The organism is Bacillus sp. B1(2022) (assembly GCF_040259625.1).
Taxonomy (GTDB): domain Bacteria; phylum Bacillota; class Bacilli; order Bacillales; family Bacillaceae; genus Bacillus; species Bacillus velezensis.
Window position 1 is genome coordinate 33,078 of the sequence record NZ_JANIFO010000003.1, and the last position, 16,398, is coordinate 49,475.

The window sequence follows — 16,398 nt, forward strand, 5'->3', positions numbered from 1 at the left end:
AAGAAAACACTGCGATAACACTGTGAAAATGCTGCCTGTCAGGCGGCTGTTTTGCTTTTATCGGGGAATTGAAGATGATTTGCGTTCTCAATTAGAGAGGAGAATTCATAATGAATGAACAAGTGATGACACAAACCCATTCACAACAGCACATACAAGAAGAGCGGGCCGGAAAAAAGTGGCTCCAGCATGCAGAACTCATTGCGGCGCTCGTATCCGGCGTCCTTATTCTTGCGGCCTGGTTTTTTACCGAAACAAAAGGCCTGTCCGTCACTTTGTATATCCTTGCCTTCCTGATCGGGGGATTTGCAAAAGCGAAAGAGGGAATTGAGGATACCATTGAGACGAAGGCGTTAAATGTGGAACTGCTGATGATTTTTGCGGCTGTCGGCTCCGCCCTGATCGGTTATTGGGCTGAAGGCGCTGTTCTTATCTTTATTTTTTCGTTAAGCGGCGCGCTCGAAACATATACGATGAATAAAAGCAGCCGTGATTTAACATCTTTAATGAAACTGGAACCGGAGGAAGCGACCCTGCTTGCGGACGGACGGGAAAAGCGGGTGCCGGCTGCTGAACTTAAGATCGGTGACATGATCGTCATTAAGCCGGGCGAACGCGTAGCAGCAGACGGGATCATTGAGTCTGGCGTGACGAGCCTCGATGAATCGGCGCTTACGGGTGAAGCGATGCCGGCGGAAAAAACAGCCGGTGATTCTGTGTTTACAGGAACGGTAAACGGAAACGGCTCCTTAACGGTTCGTGTGACGAAAACAAATGAACAGTCTTTATTCAGAAAAATCATCCGGCTGGTGGAATCAGCCCAAAACAGCGTGTCACCGGCTCAGGCATTTATTGAGCGGTTCGAAAGTGTCTATGTCAAAGGCGTGCTGTTAGCCGTGGCTTTGCTTTTATTCATTCCTCATTTCGCTTTAGGCTGGAGCTGGAGTGAAACCTTTTACAGGGCGATGGTGTTTATGGTGGTCGCCTCCCCGTGCGCGCTTGTCGCTTCTATTATGCCCGCTGCGCTTTCCCTTATCTCAAATGGTGCCCGCAACGGATTATTGGTTAAAGGAAGTGTGTTTTTAGAGCAGCTGGGAAGCGTACGGATGATCGCATTTGACAAAACCGGCACGGTCACAAAGGGACAGCCGGCAGTCGCGGCATTTCAAGCTGCGGAACATGTGAGTGAAGATGAGATCATGCAGGCGGTGTATGCGATGGAAAAGCAATCAAGCCACCCGCTTGCAAAAGCGATAGCTGAATTTGCCGAAAGCCGGGGCGCCGCGCCCGCAGGACATCTATCGATTGACGAGACGTCCGGATTCGGTGTTCAGGCTGAAATAGAAGGCGTCAAATGGATGGTCGGAAAAGCGGGGTTTGCAGGTGAAGATGCGGCAGATGCTTTTTTGCAAACATCGGGAAAAGAATTAAAGGATAAAGGTTTTACACTGGTCTTTGTTAAAAAAGATGACCGGATTGCGGGCTGCTTTGCCTTAAAGGATCAAATCCGACCTGAAGCCAAAGCCGTGATGGCTGAGCTTGAATCACTGGGCATTAAAACAGCCATGCTCACCGGCGATCAGTCTGAAACTGCGGCTGCCATTGCAAAAGAGGCGGGCATGACGACGGTTGTTGCCGATTGTCTGCCGGACCAAAAGGCAAAAGAAGTGAAGAAGCTGAAAGAAACGTACGGCACAATCGCCATGGTGGGGGACGGCATTAATGACGCGCCCGCTCTGAAAACCGCTGACGTCGGTATTGCGATGGGCGGGGGAACGGACGTGGCCCTTGAAACGGCTGACTTAGTCCTTATGAAAAATGATCTTCACAAGCTTGTGAAAATGTGCAGACTCTCAAGGAAAATGAACCGGATTATTAAGCAGAATATTGTTTTCTCGCTCTCGGTCATCTGCCTTTTGATCTGCGCTAACTTTCTGCAGGTGATGGAACTGCCGTTTGGCGTGATCGGGCATGAGGGGAGCACGATCCTGGTCATTCTGAACGGACTGAGATTATTAAAATAAACATGACAGCCGCACATCGGGCGGCTGTTTTTTTAATGTTCGTTCACAGCATAAACGCCGGAAAACTGATAGAATGAATAAAGAGTCACTTTGGTAAGGAGGAAAAGCAAAAAATGAACAGATTAGAACGTGTTTCATCTTGGCTGAAAAAAGAAGGACATGATGCGGCATTTATACATACAAAGGAAAACGTATTTTATTTAACTGATTTTTACACGGATCCGCATGAGCGGTTAATGGGATTGTTCCTGTTTCAGGAACAGGAGCCGTTTTTCGTTTGTCCGGGAATGGAAGCCGGACAAGCCCGCAGCGCCGGGTGGGAGCATGGTATTATCGGCTACGGCGATCACGAAGATCCGTGGGAGCTGATCAAAGCCGAGCTCACAAAACGAAATGTGCGGCTTGATTCCATCGCGGTTGAAAAGGATTCGATCTCTCTTTCCCGCTCAGAACAGCTCAAACAAGCTTCAGGGGGCGCGGCATTTGTTTCGGCAGAAGAAACGCTCAACCAATTCCGTCTCGTGAAAGATGAGAAGGAAATCAGCATTCTCAGGGAAGCGGCAAAGCTCGCGGATTACGGAGTTGAAGTCGGTGTCGCGGCGCTCAAAGAGGGTGTGAGTGAAACCGAAGTACTCGCGCAGATTGAGTTTGAGCTGAAGAAAAAAGGCGTGCAGGGCATGTCATTTTCAACGATGGTGCTGTTCGGGGAAAAATCAGGCCAGCCCCATGGGAATCCGGGTGCAGACCGGTTGAAAAAAGGCGATTTCGTTCTGTTTGATCTGGGCGTTATTCTTGACGGCTACTGTTCAGACATTACGAGAACATTCGCATACCAATCAATCAGCCAGAAACAGGAAGAGATTTACGAAACGGTGCTTAAAGCTGAACAGGCGGCGCTTCAATTAAGCAAACCCGGCGTCAGAATCGGCGATCTCGATTTAAAAGCCCGCGGCATTATTGAAAAAGCCGGATACGGAGACTATTTCCCGCACCGCCTCGGCCACGGACTCGGGATTTCGGTTCACGAATATCCATCAATGAGCAGCGCGAACGACACACTCCTCAAAGAAGGCATGGTATACACGATAGAACCGGGGATTTACGTGCCGGATGTCGGCGGCGTGCGCATTGAAGACGATGTGTTCGTCACAAAAGACGGCGCCGAAGCATTAACGCAGTATCCGAAAGAATTAACGATTCTGAAATAGAAAGCTTTGTGATAAAAAAGGACGGTTCTGGAACGCAGCGTCCTTTTTTATCACCTTTTAAATGAAAAAATCATCAAAATGCTGAAATGGTTTGATGTCATGCTTTTCATTCAGGGGCCGCATGGCAAGGTAACTGCCGCCGACTATGGCCAGACACAAACCGATTAAGCAAAGAATCCCCATCGCTGTTCTTCTCCTTTCAAACGAATAGGCTGTTTCTGTTTCTAGCTTACTGTATGAAACGCATTCCAGATCAAGGGAAAAAAGAAAGGGGGACGCCATGGCTACGATCAGAGACATTGCCGGCGCTGCCGGGGTTTCCGTTACAACGGTATCAAGAGTATTAAACGATCATCCTTATGTAAGTAAGGACAAAAGAGAAAGAGTGAAAAAAGCGATGCAATCGCTCGGATATACGCGCAACATTCATGCTGTACATTTATCCAAAGGTTTTACCGATATGATCGGCGTTGTGCTTCCGTCGGTGAATCTGCCGTATTTTGCAGACCTTGTTGCAGGTATTGCCGAGGCTGCCGAAGCGTCAGGCGTGCATCTTTCTTTATACCAGACAGATTATCAGCAGCAAAAAGAACGTTTTGCCTTATCACAGTTACAGGAGCGCCAAGTGGACGGCCTGATTATCTGCTCCAAAGCAATTCCTGATGAACATCTGCTTACCGTGAAAGAACCGCTCATCCTCTGCCAGTACACTGATGCGGCGGGGCTTTCCTCCATCAGTAATCCGCATCGGGAAGCATTTCGGCACGGTCTGGATTATCTGATAGAAAAGGGACACCGGAAAATAGCGATCAGCCTGGCCAGAAAAAAGGGAAAAAACAGTCAAGTACGCATTGCCGCATACAAAGAGGCGCTCAAGAAGATCGGGCAGCCTTACAGGGAAGAGCTGGTTGTGGAAAAGGCGCTGACGCTGCTTGACGGGAAAGCCCTTTTTCATAGATGGAAGAGCTGGGATGACAAACCGACTGCGCTGTTTGCGGCGAATGATCAAGTATCCGCAGGTCTTTACCTTGAAGCCAAGGCAAATGGGACGCGCATCCCGGAAGAGCTTGCGATTTTGAGCATCGACAATCATGATATCAGCAAGATGTTAGGTATTTCCACAATAGATATACAAACAAAAGAAATGGGAAAGCAGGCTTTTCACATGCTTGAGAACAGGATCAGCGGCGGGCCTCCGGCAAGGAAAGTTCTTGATTACCGCCTTATTGAACGATCAACCGTCTAAAAAAAGAATTGACGCGCTTTCCGTTCGTTTTGTACGATATGAGGTATTGAATGACAAAGGAGCTGAGGATCATGAAGGGGTCCTTTACAGTTGAAAAGGTATTAAATAACAATGTGCTCATCGCAACACATGATAGATACAGTGAGGTCGTCTTAATCGGAAAAGGGATCGGCTTTGGAAAAAAACAAGCGGATGTCATTGAAGATAAAGGGTATGACAAGATGTTCATCTTAAAGGATGAAAAAGAACAAAAACAATTTAAAAAGCTCCTCGGTTATGTGGACGAGACACTTGTCGACATCTCCAATGACGTCATTTATCATATCAAGAAGCGGACAAGCCAACCGTTAAATGAGCATATCCATATTGCGCTGACTGACCATATCGCCTTTGCGGTAAAGCGGCTGCAGCAGGGTTTTGACATTAAAAACCCGTTTCTCATGGAAACCGAAACGCTTTATCCGGAAGAATTCCAAATTGCCCGTGAAGTCGTCGGCATGATTAATGAAAAGACGGGAATCTGCCTTCCGGAAGGGGAGATCGGCTTTATCGCTCTGCATATCCACTCCGCCCTGACGAATCGGCCCCTTTCAGAGGTCAATCAGCATTCACAGCTGATGTCCCGGCTCGTTCAGGTGATTGAGGAATCTTTCCAGATGAAAGTGAATAAAGAAAGCGTCCACTATTTGCGGCTGATCCGGCATATCAGATTTACCATAGACAGGATTAATCGGGAAGAGCAGACAAAAGAACCAGAAAAGTTAATGTTATTATTGAAAAATGAATACCCGCTATGCTACAATACTGCTTGGAAACTGATAAAAATCTTGCAGCAAATACTGAAAAAACCAGTTCATGAGGCGGAAGCGGTTTATCTCACGCTTCATTTGTACCGATTAACCAATAAAATTTCATAATTTCAGTTGAAACCTTAAAAACGTGTCACTGATTCGATCAGGCATGAGTGATTGAGGGTAAAAAACGGGAAGAACGGTCCCGTTATTTTGCACACCCTTTTTACTCATGCCTTTTTTGTTGTGTAAAAGGGCAAATGTAAACGGTTAAACTGAAGACTTGCGCCAGTGAATTCGTTGTCATGAATTTTCGCTGTAAGGTCACACTAGCTAACAGAGGAGGTACATCTTTTATGTTTAAAGCATTATTCGGCGTTCTCCAGAAAATCGGCCGTGCTCTTATGCTTCCGGTTGCGATTTTACCGGCTGCGGGGATCTTGCTTGCGTTAGGGAATGCCATGCAGAACAAAGATATGATTCAAGTCATGCACTTCTTAAGCAATGATAACGTTCAGCTTGTGGCGAATGTCATGGAAAGCGCCGGCCAAATCGTATTTGACAACCTGCCGCTTCTTTTTGCAGTAGGGGTTGCGATCGGTCTTGCCAACGGAGACGGTGTTGCCGGAATCGCGGCTATTATCGGATACTTGGTCATGAACGTATCCATGAGCGCCGTGCTTATGGCAAACGGCAGTATTCCGTCTGACAAAATTGAACGGGCAAAGTTTTTTGCGGAAAACCATCCGGCCTATATTAACATGCTGGGGATACCCACTTTGGCGACGGGCGTGTTCGGCGGTATTATCGTCGGGGTTCTGGCCGCGTTATTGTTCAACAAGTTTTATAAAATTGAACTTCCGCAGTACCTCGGATTCTTTGCGGGTAAGCGGTTCGTCCCGATTATCACATCGATTTCCGCATTAATTCTCGGTCTTATTATGTTAGTGATCTGGCCTCCGATCCAGCACGGTCTGAATTCCTTCTCCACGGGTCTTGTGGAAGCGAATCCAACCTTGGCGGCCTTTATTTTCGGGATGATTGAGCGGTCATTGATTCCGTTCGGTCTTCATCACATTTTCTACTCGCCGTTCTGGTATGAATTTTTCAGCTATAAAGATGCGGCCGGAGACATCATCCGCGGAGATCAGCGGATTTTCATGGCTCAGATCAAAGACGGCGTACAGCTGACGGCGGGAACATTTATGACGGGGAAATATCCGTTTATGATGTTCGGTCTTCCGGCGGCAGCGCTTGCAATCTATCATGAAGCGAAGCCTGAAAAGAAAAAACTTGTAGCCGGAATCATGGGTTCTGCCGCTCTGACAAGTTTCTTAACGGGAATTACCGAGCCGCTTGAATTCTCATTCTTGTTTGTGGCTCCTATCCTGTTTGCGATTCACTGCGTATTCGCGGGGCTTTCCTTTATGGTTATGCAGCTGCTGCATGTAAAAATCGGTATGACCTTCTCAGGCGGTCTGATTGACTACTTCCTGTTCGGAATTCTGCCTAACCGGACGGCTTGGTGGCTTGTCATTCCGGTCGGCTTAGGATTAGCCGTCATTTACTACTTCGGTTTCCGGTTTGCGATCAGAAAGTTCAATCTGAAAACGCCGGGCCGTGAAGAAGAGGCTGCGGATGAAGGTGCGGGCGCCTCAGGCGAAGCCGGCGACCTTCCTTATGAAATCCTGCAGGCAATGGGTGATCAGGAAAACATTAAGCACCTTGACGCTTGTATCACGAGACTTCGCGTTACGGTCAACGACCAGAAGAAAGTGGATAAGGCCCGTCTCAAACAGCTTGGCGCCTCAGGCGTTCTTGAAGTCGGAAACAATATTCAGGCCATTTTCGGCCCGCGTTCTGACGGTTTAAAAACACAGATGCAGGATATTATCGCCGGACGCACGCCGCGCCCTGAACCGAAAGTATCCGCGCAAGAAGAAGTCAGCCAGCAGGTTGAAGAGGTTATCGCAGATCCGCTCCGAAACGAGCAGGGTGAAGAAGTGTTCGCTTCTCCGATCACCGGCGAAATCCATCCGATTACCGATGTGCCTGACCAGGTGTTCTCAGGAAAAATGATGGGCGACGGTTTTGCGATTCTTCCTGAAGAAGGAATCGTCGTATCGCCTGTCCGCGGAAAAGTGCTGAATGTTTTCCCGACAAAACATGCGATCGGCCTTCAGTCTGACGGCGGAAGAGAGATCCTGATTCATTTCGGAATCGACACAGTCAGCCTGAAAGGCGAAGGATTCACTTCTTTTGTTTCTGAGGGTGACCGGGTTGAACCGGGGCAAAAGCTGCTTGAAGTTGATCTTGAAGCGGTTAAACCTCATGTTCCTTCATTAATGACACCGATTGTCTTTACAAATCTTGCCGAGGGTGAAGCGATTTCCCTTTCGGCCGAAGGTACCGTAAAACGGGAACAAAAAGATATTGTGAAAATCGGAAAATAAGCATATAAATACGCCGTGCTTGTCAGATGACAAGTACGGCTGTATGATATAATATTGTGTAGTAAAATAGCTTTAATTTAAAGGAGAATGATAATCATGGCACAAAAAACATTTAAAGTAACAGCAGATTCCGGAATCCACGCTCGTCCTGCGACAGTTCTTGTACAGACTGCAAGCAAATACGATGCTGACGTAAACTTAGAATATAACGGCAAAACAGTAAACCTTAAGTCAATCATGGGCGTTATGTCTCTAGGTATTGCTAAAGGCGCTGAAATCACAATTTCCGCTTCAGGCGCTGACGAAAACGATGCTCTTAACGCTTTAGAAGAAACAATGAAAAGCGAAGGACTCGGCGAGTAATGCAAGAATTAAAAGGAATAGGCGCTTCAGCCGGAATTGCGATTGCGAAAGCATACCGGCTTGAAGAGCCGGACTTAACGGTTGAAAAGAAAAACATTGCTGATGCTGCGGCTGAAGTAAGCCGTTTTGATGAAGCGATTGTACGTTCTAAAGAAGAGCTTGAAAAAATTAAAGAGCATGCTTTAAAAGAACTGGGACAAGACAAAGCTGACATTTTCTCCGCGCACCTTTTAGTTCTGAGTGATCCTGAGCTGTTGAACCCGGTAAAGGAGAAAATCAGCACAGATTCAGTCAATGCTGAATTCGCTTTGAAAGAAACAGCTTCTATGTTCGTTACTATGTTTGAATCAATGGATAACGAATACATGAAAGAGCGTGCGGCGGATATCCGTGACGTAACAAAACGTGTGACGGGGCACCTGCTGGGCGTGGAAATTCCGAACCCGAGCATGATCTCAGAAGAGGTTGTTATCGTGGCTGAAGATTTGACACCGTCTGATACGGCGCAATTAAACCGCCAGTTTGTAAAAGGTTTTACAACTGATATCGGCGGACGCACTTCACACTCCGCGATCATGGCCCGTTCGCTTGAAATTCCGGCTGTTGTCGGCACAAAAGCGGCTACAGGGACAATTGAAAACGGTGTTACGGTAATCGTAGACGGCATCGATGGTGATGTGATCATCGATCCTTCCAGTGAAACGTTAAAGAAATATGAAGAAAAGCACAGTGCTTACCTGGCGCAAAAAGCTGAGTGGGCGAAGCTCGTCAATGAACCGACTGTTTCTAAAGACGGCCATCATGTAGAGCTTGCCGCAAATATCGGCACACCTGACGATGTAAAAGGCGTTCTTGAAAACGGAGGAGAAGCTGTAGGGCTTTACCGTACGGAATTCCTTTACATGGGACGCGACCAGCTTCCGACGGAAGACGAGCAGTTTGACGCTTATAAAACGGTTCTTGAGCGTATGGAAGGAAAATCAGTTGTCGTGCGGACATTGGATATCGGCGGCGACAAAGAGCTTCCTTACCTGCAGCTACCTAAAGAAATGAACCCGTTCTTAGGCTACAGAGCCATCCGCCTTTGCCTTGAAGAGCAAGAAATCTTCAGAACTCAGCTTCGTGCGCTGCTTCGTGCAAGTACATACGGAAACTTAAAAATCATGTTCCCGATGATTGCGACAGTAAACGAGTTTAAACAGGCGAAAGCGATTCTTCTCGAAGAAAAAGAAAAACTCGTCGAAGCCGGCGTAGCGGTTTCTGACGATATTGAAGTCGGTATGATGGTAGAGATTCCGTCTACAGCCGTTATCGCAGATCAGTTTGCCGCAGAAGTTGACTTCTTCAGTATCGGAACAAATGACTTGATCCAATACACGATGGCTGCTGACCGCATGAACGAGCGCGTAGCTTATCTGTATCAGCCATACAATCCGGCGATTCTCCGTCTGATCACCCTTGTTATTGAAGCCGCTCACAAAGAGGGCAAATGGGTCGGCATGTGCGGAGAAATGGCGGGAGACGAAATTGCGATTCCGATTCTTCTCGGCTTAGGCTTAGATGAGTTCTCGATGAGCGCTACATCCATCCTTCCGGCAAGAACGCAGATCAGCAAGCTTTCTAAAAAAGAAGCTGAATCATTCAAAGAAACAATCTTGTCTATGAGCACGACAGAAGAGGTTGTCGCATTCGTTAAAGAAACATTCAATAAGTAATACAAAAGCCAGACGGTGTAAGCCGTCTGGTTTTTTTTCATATTCGGAAAAAAGGGGGGAACAATAACTTTCAACAGGAGGGATTATCATGACAAAATCATTTGCAGCGGGGGATACGGTCTATGTGATTTACCGCAATCCGCATGCCGCCAATGTCGCCCATATTAAAGAGGCGGAGATCGTCCATCACCCGTATCATGAAGGAGAATTGTCTCTGTTTTTATACGAAACCTATCATCCGCTGGCCGAAGATGACGCGGTCTTTTCGACATATGAGGAAGCGGAAGCGCTTTACAGCGAGCTTTTTGAAGAAGACCGGTATCATTGATCAGAGGAAATGTTTACAACGCATATTCACTCTCTTTTAAACGGAAAGTAACAACATGAGAATATGTAAAGGGAGTGTCTGTCTATGCTGAAGCCGTTTGTGCCCCAGCTTGTTTATATTGAACCGAGAGCGCTCGAATACCCGTTAGGACAAGAGCTGAAGAATAAGTTTGAAAACATGGGGCTTGAGATCAGAGAAACGACATCGCATAATCAAGTCCGGAATATTCCGGGAAAAAATCACTTGCAGCAATACCGGAACGCGAAATCAACATTGGTAATCGGCGTCCGGAAAACACTGAAATTCGATTCTTCAAAGCCGTCCGCCGAATATGCCATTCCATTTGCGACGGGCTGTATGGGGCATTGCCACTATTGCTACCTGCAGACGACGATGGGGTCAAAGCCCTACATCCGGACATATGTCAATGTGGAAGAGATTCTGGATCAGGCTGATGAGTATATGAAAGAACGGGCGCCGGAATTTACAAGATTTGAAGCCTCTTGTACGTCTGATATCGTAGGAATCGATCATCTGACACATACATTAAAAAGAGCCATTGAACATTTCGGACAAAGCGAATTGGGACAGCTCAGATTCGTGACTAAATTTCACCACGTCGATCACTTGCTTGATGCAAAACATAACGGAAAGACTAGGTTCAGATTCAGCATCAATGCGGATTATGTCATTAAAAACTTTGAACCGGGAACTTCTCCGCTCGACAAACGGATAGAAGCCGCCGTCAAAGTCGCTAAAGCGGGCTATCCGCTCGGTTTCATCGTGGCGCCGATTTATATTCACGATGGCTGGGAGGAAGGCTATAAGGAACTGTTTGAGAAACTTAATGCGGCGCTTGATGAAGACGTTCGGCATGACATCACATTTGAACTGATCCAGCACCGTTTTACAAAACCGGCCAAACGGGTGATTGAGAAGAACTATCCGAAAACAAAGCTTGAGCTTGATGAAGAAAAGCGCAGATACAAATGGGGACGCTACGGAATCGGCAAGTATATATACCAAAAAGACGAAGAGCATGACTTAAGGGAAACACTCGAATCTTATATCGAAACCTATTTTCCGAAAGCGAAAATCGAATATTTTACGTAAGGCGGAGCTGTCGGTACGACGGCTCTTTTTTTGCTGCGTCAAATGGCGGAAATTTTTGATATTTATTTCAAGATTTATTCATTTTCTTGGCCGAAAGACCGATATAACTCTCAGGAGGGGATGGTTATGTTTAAAAAAATGCACATCAAAATTGCTGTGTTTGTATCGGCAATGCTTATCGTAACGGTTGTTTTTTTAACGGTTTCTTCATATTTGACATTAAAGCCGATGATGACGGAGGAAGCAAAACGTACGACAGAGAATGTCACCAATTCACTCGGTCAGAACATTGAGCTTCAGCTGAAAAATGATGAGACCGTATTAATGAGATTAGCAGGCGGTGAATTGTCCCGGTCTTTTCTATCAGATGGGAAGAAAGAAACCGCGCGGCTTTTTAACGATGAGTTAAAACAGATCGGACAGAATGACAAATATGTCGCGCTTGCGTACGTCGGAACCGCAAACAAACAAATGTTTACATATCCAAAGGCCGACTTTGCCAAAGACTATGATCCGACAAATAGAACGTGGTATAAGATGGCGGCTGAAAAACCCGATAAGGTTGTCTGGACTGACCCTTATAAAGATGCAGTGACGGGAGACATGATCGTGACGGCGTCAAAAGCCATTCAAAACAGCGGAACCGTCGTCGGAGTGGCGAGCTTAGATCTGAAGCTGTCCTCCATTCAGAGCATGGTCAACGAGCAAAAGGTACCGTATAAAGGATTTGCGTTTTTGGCGGATGAAAACGGCTCTCTTCTGGCGCATCCGGAAAAACAGGGAAAAAATATTTCGGAAGATCAGACGTTAAAAGACATCACCACGGATAAAGAAGGTGTCAAAGAGCTGCAGGGGAACATGGTCGTCTACCAAACGGTAAAAGAAACAGGGTGGAAAGTCGGAACGCAGTTTGAAAAAGATCAGCTGATGGGAGTAGCCGATAAAATGAACACGGTGAGCATTTTTATGTCACTGATCGCCCTTGTGATTACGATCGGACTCAGCTATTTCCTAGCAAAAACGATAACCGGGCCGATTCAGCAGCTGATCGCCAAAACAAACTCGGTCTCAGCGGGAGATTTAACCGTCCGCGCCCAGACGAAATCAAAAGATGAAGTAGGCGAGTTAACAAAAGACTTTAACCAAATGGTTGAAAATATGAAAGAGATGGTCGAACAGGTTAAGGCCTCCTCAGAAAATGTGTCTGATACATCTGACCAGCTAACCGTCATTTCACAAGAAACAAATGAAACGAGCGGACAAATCGCAAAAGCGATAGAGGAAGTCGCCGCCGGAGCGACAGAGCAAGCGTCAGAGGTTGAGACGATCAATGAAAAATCAGAAAATCTCTCAGTCAAAATAAAAGGAATCGCAGATCGCGCGGGCAGCATAAAACAACTCTCAAAATCTTCAGAGGATGCCAGCTACAAAGGATTGGACGCGCTCGGGCAGCTGCTGATGAAGTCAAACGAAGCCAATTCAGAAACGAAAAAAGTAGAGGCAATGCTGAATGACCTGGAAGAACAAACGAAAAACATAGAAGAAGTCGTGACGGCAATATCCGCCATTTCAGACCAGACGAACCTCTTGGCGCTGAATGCGAGCATTGAAGCCGCGAGAGCGGGAGAAAGCGGCCGGGGCTTTGCCGTCGTCGCGGAAGAAGTCCGCAAGCTTGCTGAACAATCAGCTCTTTCTTCCGGCCATATCAGTGAGACGGTCCGGCTGATTCAATCTGAGACAAAAGAAGCGTCACACGCGATGATCGAGGCAAGCAGAATGAATGATGAACAAAACAGCGCCATTCATGAAACGGGTGAGGTCCTCAATCTGATTACGACGGAAATGCAGTCTCTCGTTCAAGGTATAGATCATATTTACAATGACATTCAAAAAATGAGTGAAGAACAAGCCGCGATTCAAGAAGCGATTCAAAGCATCTCCGCCATTTCTCAAGAATCAGCGGCAGCCGCGGAAGAAGTGAATGCTTCTACTGATGAACAGCTCGTTACGCTTGAAAAAGTAAAGCAATCGACTGATATGTTAAAGAGCGCAAGCGAAGATCTGATCAGCGCGATTTCTAAATTCACCTTGTAACGCGGTCTCTATCAGCCTATAATATTGTAATATAGACATGAAAGAATGATATTATGAATCGCATCATGGGAGGAAAGCGCAGTGAACAAAACGGTCGGATTTATCGGTTTGGGCGTCATGGGAAACAGTATGGCGTCGCACATTTTAGAAGCGGGCTATCCTGTTTTAGTCTACACGCGTACGAAACAAAAAGCGGAAGAGATTCTGAATAAGGGAGCGGTCTGGCAGGAGACGGTTAAAGACCTTTCAGAGAAAGCTGACATTATTATTACCATGGTCGGCTATCCGAGTGATGTCGAGGAAATCTATCTCGGCGAAAACGGCATTCTCCGGCACGCAAAAGAAGGGGCGTTTGTCATTGACATGACGACATCAAAACCGTCTCTGGCGAAAAAGATTGCGGAGCAGGCCAAAGAAAAGTCCATTCACGCCTTGGATGCACCTGTTTCCGGCGGAGACATCGGCGCGAGGAACGGAACGCTTGCCATTATGGCCGGAGGAGAAAAAGAAGCGTTTGAAGCATGCCTGCCGCTTTTCTCCGTTATGGGGGAAAACATTCAGTATCAAGGGCCGGCTGGCAGCGGCCAGCATACGAAAATGTGCAATCAGATCGCGATTGCAGCGGGAATGGTCGGAGTGGCTGAAGCGATGGCTTACGCTGAAAAATCCGGTCTGAACCCGGAACAAGTGCTGAAAAGCATTACAACCGGAGCGGCTGGCAGCTGGTCATTGTCAAATCTCGCCCCCCGTATGCTGAAAGGCGATTTTGCGCCGGGATTCTACGTGAAACACTTTATTAAAGACATGGGCATCGCCCTTGAAGAAGCGGAGCTCATGGGAGAAGAGATGCCCGGATTGGCGCTCGCCAAATCATTATACGACAAGCTTTCCGCGCAAGGAGAAGAAAACAGCGGAACTCAAAGTATTTATAAGCTTTGGGTGAAATAAAAAAGATTGCCCGAACGCGACTATTTTATGGATGCTGAGGAAGCGAATACTTACGGTATTGTTGGTAGTGTTTTATAAACAATGATCTGCAAATCTTGTATTCTTAGGGCCTTAATGAAGACAGGAACTTGGCAGGATAATGTATTAATGTGTATCCGTTTATAATATTCTACTGTTTGGAATCCCCCTCGTTTGTTTGATGCAGACTGTCTATTATAAATCAAAAGGGGGATTTCCGAATAATGATTAGAATTAATACAACTTTCCAAAAGTAGGATGTATCATGTTTGATTCAACTATGAATTCGAGTAACCCAAATGTACATAGCAATAAATCGAGTTGATTCCCGCAATTAAAACCTAATAATTCGGCATCCGAAACTCTACAGATTAGCTTTCTAGAAAAACTGAAAAATAAAAGAGGATGTATCGTAAAAAATCCAAGAGATTTACGAAAACATCCTCGATCCAGAGATTTTATCATTACATGTTGTTTTTTGAGAATTCCAGATAAAATCAACGTTAAATCCATTTGTTAGCAATATAAATTTTAATGTTGTACAGTAATATAGTGTTTCAGTTCTCCTATATGGGTTTGAGTTCCCCAGGTCAATGCTACTTGCACATCATACTTGCCTGCTGGAATATTTTTCGTCAAAAAGCTTACTTTAAAATTGCGAACATTATGTCTATTAACAACTATATATTTGACTATATCTCCTTTTTTATTTTCAAGAAAAACTGTAACACCCCAGTTTACCTCATATTTTGAAGGCACAGTACCTGTTACGACAATAGAAGTAGCGTGTTTTGAGTAAGTATTAGCATCTGTTTGGAATTTAATTGCTCCTTTTGAAGTCATGGCTAACGCTTCTGAACTGTTTGAGAAAATCCCGAATGTCAATAGAGCAACTGTGAATAGTGTCATTACAATTTTTTTCAATTTAAACTTCCTTTCTCCATTTATTTAGAAACCCATTCAATATATTACTAAATTTTGAAAAAATATTCAACAGAAAATAGGTAAATTCTACTTTTTATTAAATAAAGTATTACTAAAGAAGCAAAGGCTAACAAAACCAATTTAATCATCACGTTTAAGATTTTACAAAAAAGCTCCCAGCACTTATGTGCCGGGAGCTTCAAAATTTATAAATTTATAAAGTGTCAGGCCCTTCTTCGCCCGTACGGATGTTGATTGTATTGGGAACTTCGAAAATTAAGATTTTGCCGTCACCGGGTTCACGGGTTTTGAGCACTTTTTGCGCCGTCTCAGCCACTTTTTCGACAGACAAAAGATTGCCCGCCGGGGCAATCTTTTTTTGTTTATTTTCCGATGAATTGCTGTGTCCAGATGTTTCCTGATTCTACATAACCGACACCGATTTGAGTGAACTCAGGATTCATGATGTTCTTTCTGTGGCCTTCACTGTTCATCCAAGCTTTAACGACAGCTTCAGGAGTCGGCTGTCCTTTGGCGATATTTTCACCGGCAGTTTTATAAGTGATTCCGAAAGACTTCATCATATCGAAAGGTGAGCCGTAAGTAGGGCTTTGGTGATCGAAATAGTTTTTGTCTTTCATATCTTGTGATTTTGCGTGAGCTGATTTGCTTAATTTATCATCAATCTGCAGAGGTTTTAAGCCTTGCTTTTGTCTCTCTGCGTTTGTCAATTCAACGACTTTCTTTTCGTACGCACTGACAGATGAAGGAGTTTTCTCGCTGCTGTTGTTTGTGTTATCTGTCTGTTTTGCATTGTCAGCCGTCTGATTTTGATCGGCTTTCGGTTTTTCGGCAGCTGCCGGAGCAGTTTTTGCCGGTGTTTCTTTTTGAACATTTTTAACTGTCATGTCAGAATGCTTTGCGTGTTTTTGCAGCAGCTGAGTCAGTTCTTTCTCATTTTTAACGTTCAGCTTTTTCACGCTCGTTTTCATATGTAGTTTTTCAACAGCCTCTTGAAGAGTCAGATGCTGTACAGTGTTTCCTTTTTTCACGGTAACGACGTGCTGGCATGACAGCTCTTTGGCAGATGCCTGCTGAATGCCTCCGAATGTAATCAAACTGACTGCCGCGGCAGCAGATAAGAGAAATGCTTTTTTCATAGTTAATAGCCTC

The 16,398-nt window shown here is 45.6% G+C and carries 15 protein-coding genes and 1 pseudogene; 12 read left to right on the forward strand and 4 right to left on the reverse strand.

What is annotated here, in order from left to right:
* Positions 1 to 110 precede the first annotated feature (110 nt).
* Positions 111 to 2,024: a heavy metal translocating P-type ATPase gene (locus tag NQS30_RS06485; protein ID WP_007409595.1), complete on the forward strand. Its 1,914-nt coding sequence runs from the start codon at positions 111 to 113 to the stop codon at positions 2,022 to 2,024.
* Positions 2,025 to 2,137: 113 nt separating this feature from the next.
* Complete coding sequence (locus NQS30_RS06490; RefSeq protein WP_015239747.1) at positions 2,138 to 3,232, forward strand: M24 family metallopeptidase; 1,095 nt, start codon at positions 2,138 to 2,140, stop codon at positions 3,230 to 3,232.
* A gap of 57 nt (positions 3,233 to 3,289) precedes the next feature.
* Here the strand turns inward: NQS30_RS06490 and NQS30_RS06495 are convergent, their stop codons facing one another.
* On the reverse strand, positions 3,290 to 3,415 hold the full coding sequence (locus NQS30_RS06495; protein ID WP_014721086.1) for a hypothetical protein: 126 nt from the start codon (positions 3,413 to 3,415) through the stop codon (positions 3,290 to 3,292).
* Between the two features lie 97 nt (positions 3,416 to 3,512).
* On the opposite strand from NQS30_RS06495, the gene NQS30_RS06500 reads away from it, so the two are divergent.
* The 10 genes from NQS30_RS06500 to NQS30_RS06545 all read left to right on the forward strand — a co-directional run bounded on the left by NQS30_RS06500 (position 3,513) and on the right by NQS30_RS06545 (position 14,361).
* Complete coding sequence (locus NQS30_RS06500) at positions 3,513 to 4,478, forward strand: LacI family DNA-binding transcriptional regulator (RefSeq protein ID WP_015239748.1); 966 nt, start codon at positions 3,513 to 3,515, stop codon at positions 4,476 to 4,478.
* A gap of 50 nt (positions 4,479 to 4,528) precedes the next feature.
* Positions 4,529 to 5,395: a glucose PTS transporter transcription antiterminator GlcT gene (gene glcT / locus NQS30_RS06505; protein WP_012117426.1), complete on the forward strand. Its 867-nt coding sequence runs from the start codon at positions 4,529 to 4,531 to the stop codon at positions 5,393 to 5,395.
* Between the two features lie 230 nt (positions 5,396 to 5,625).
* The gene (gene ptsG / locus NQS30_RS06510; protein ID WP_007409599.1) at positions 5,626 to 7,722 is read left to right on the forward strand and encodes a glucose-specific PTS transporter subunit IIBC; all 2,097 of its coding nucleotides are present in this window, start codon (positions 5,626 to 5,628) and stop codon (positions 7,720 to 7,722) included.
* Between the two features lie 96 nt (positions 7,723 to 7,818).
* Entirely contained in the window at positions 7,819 to 8,085 is a 267-nt protein-coding gene (locus NQS30_RS06515; protein WP_003154654.1) for a phosphocarrier protein HPr, read from the forward strand.
* On the forward strand, positions 8,085 to 9,800 hold the full coding sequence (gene ptsP / locus NQS30_RS06520) for a phosphoenolpyruvate--protein phosphotransferase (RefSeq protein ID WP_015417356.1): 1,716 nt from the start codon (positions 8,085 to 8,087) through the stop codon (positions 9,798 to 9,800). The genes NQS30_RS06515 and ptsP overlap by 1 nt, the downstream gene beginning before the upstream one ends.
* Positions 9,801 to 9,888: 88 nt before the next feature.
* Positions 9,889 to 10,128, forward strand: coding sequence for a splAB operon transcriptional regulator SplA (gene splA, locus NQS30_RS06525; protein ID WP_003154646.1), 240 nt, complete (start codon positions 9,889 to 9,891; stop codon positions 10,126 to 10,128).
* An 84-nt stretch (positions 10,129 to 10,212) separates the two neighbouring features.
* Positions 10,213 to 11,241, forward strand: a complete 1,029-nt coding sequence (gene splB, locus NQS30_RS06530) for a spore photoproduct lyase (protein WP_015239750.1) — start codon at positions 10,213 to 10,215, stop codon at positions 11,239 to 11,241.
* 126 nt (positions 11,242 to 11,367) lie between these two features.
* Complete coding sequence (locus NQS30_RS06535) at positions 11,368 to 13,335, forward strand: methyl-accepting chemotaxis protein (RefSeq protein WP_015239751.1); 1,968 nt, start codon at positions 11,368 to 11,370, stop codon at positions 13,333 to 13,335.
* 81 nt (positions 13,336 to 13,416) lie between these two features.
* On the forward strand, positions 13,417 to 14,283 hold the full coding sequence (locus NQS30_RS06540) for an NAD(P)-dependent oxidoreductase (RefSeq protein ID WP_015239752.1): 867 nt from the start codon (positions 13,417 to 13,419) through the stop codon (positions 14,281 to 14,283).
* Between the two features lie 6 nt (positions 14,284 to 14,289).
* The gene (locus tag NQS30_RS06545; protein WP_349816684.1) at positions 14,290 to 14,361 is read left to right on the forward strand and encodes an ATP-dependent Clp protease proteolytic subunit; all 72 of its coding nucleotides are present in this window, start codon (positions 14,290 to 14,292) and stop codon (positions 14,359 to 14,361) included.
* 471 nt (positions 14,362 to 14,832) lie between these two features.
* On the opposite strand, the gene NQS30_RS06550 is transcribed toward NQS30_RS06545, so the two are convergent.
* The 3 genes and pseudogenes from NQS30_RS06550 to NQS30_RS06560 all read right to left on the reverse strand — a co-directional run bounded on the left by NQS30_RS06550 (position 14,833) and on the right by NQS30_RS06560 (position 16,385).
* The gene (locus NQS30_RS06550; RefSeq protein WP_079891065.1) at positions 14,833 to 15,225 is read right to left on the reverse strand and encodes a hypothetical protein; all 393 of its coding nucleotides are present in this window, start codon (positions 15,223 to 15,225) and stop codon (positions 14,833 to 14,835) included.
* A 214-nt stretch (positions 15,226 to 15,439) separates the two neighbouring features.
* Positions 15,440 to 15,565 (reverse strand): annotated as a pseudogene (locus NQS30_RS06555) (P-II family nitrogen regulator); the annotation flags it as partial.
* 43 nt (positions 15,566 to 15,608) lie between these two features.
* A complete protein-coding gene (locus tag NQS30_RS06560; protein WP_015239753.1) occupies positions 15,609 to 16,385 on the reverse strand; it encodes a CAP domain-containing protein in 777 nt (258 codons plus the stop codon).
* Positions 16,386 to 16,398 lie beyond the last annotated feature (13 nt).

Excerpts from the sequence above, each read along its gene's own strand:
- NQS30_RS06485 (WP_007409595.1), top strand. The coding sequence starts at position 111 with ATGAATGAACAAGTGATGACACAAACCCATTCACAACAGCACATACAA.
- NQS30_RS06490 (WP_015239747.1), top strand. The coding sequence starts at position 2,138 with ATGAACAGATTAGAACGTGTTTCATCTTGGCTGAAAAAAGAAGGACAT.
- NQS30_RS06495 (WP_014721086.1), bottom strand. The coding sequence starts at position 3,415 with ATGGGGATTCTTTGCTTAATCGGTTTGTGTCTGGCCATAGTCGGCGGC.
- NQS30_RS06500 (WP_015239748.1), top strand. The coding sequence starts at position 3,513 with ATGGCTACGATCAGAGACATTGCCGGCGCTGCCGGGGTTTCCGTTACA.
- glcT (WP_012117426.1), top strand. The coding sequence starts at position 4,529 with ATGACAAAGGAGCTGAGGATCATGAAGGGGTCCTTTACAGTTGAAAAG.
- ptsG (WP_007409599.1), top strand. The coding sequence starts at position 5,626 with ATGTTTAAAGCATTATTCGGCGTTCTCCAGAAAATCGGCCGTGCTCTT.
- NQS30_RS06515 (WP_003154654.1), top strand. The coding sequence starts at position 7,819 with ATGGCACAAAAAACATTTAAAGTAACAGCAGATTCCGGAATCCACGCT.
- ptsP (WP_015417356.1), top strand. The coding sequence starts at position 8,085 with ATGCAAGAATTAAAAGGAATAGGCGCTTCAGCCGGAATTGCGATTGCG.
- splA (WP_003154646.1), top strand. The coding sequence starts at position 9,889 with ATGACAAAATCATTTGCAGCGGGGGATACGGTCTATGTGATTTACCGC.
- splB (WP_015239750.1), top strand. The coding sequence starts at position 10,213 with ATGCTGAAGCCGTTTGTGCCCCAGCTTGTTTATATTGAACCGAGAGCG.
- NQS30_RS06535 (WP_015239751.1), top strand. The coding sequence starts at position 11,368 with ATGTTTAAAAAAATGCACATCAAAATTGCTGTGTTTGTATCGGCAATG.
- NQS30_RS06560 (WP_015239753.1), bottom strand. The coding sequence starts at position 16,385 with ATGAAAAAAGCATTTCTCTTATCTGCTGCCGCGGCAGTCAGTTTGATT.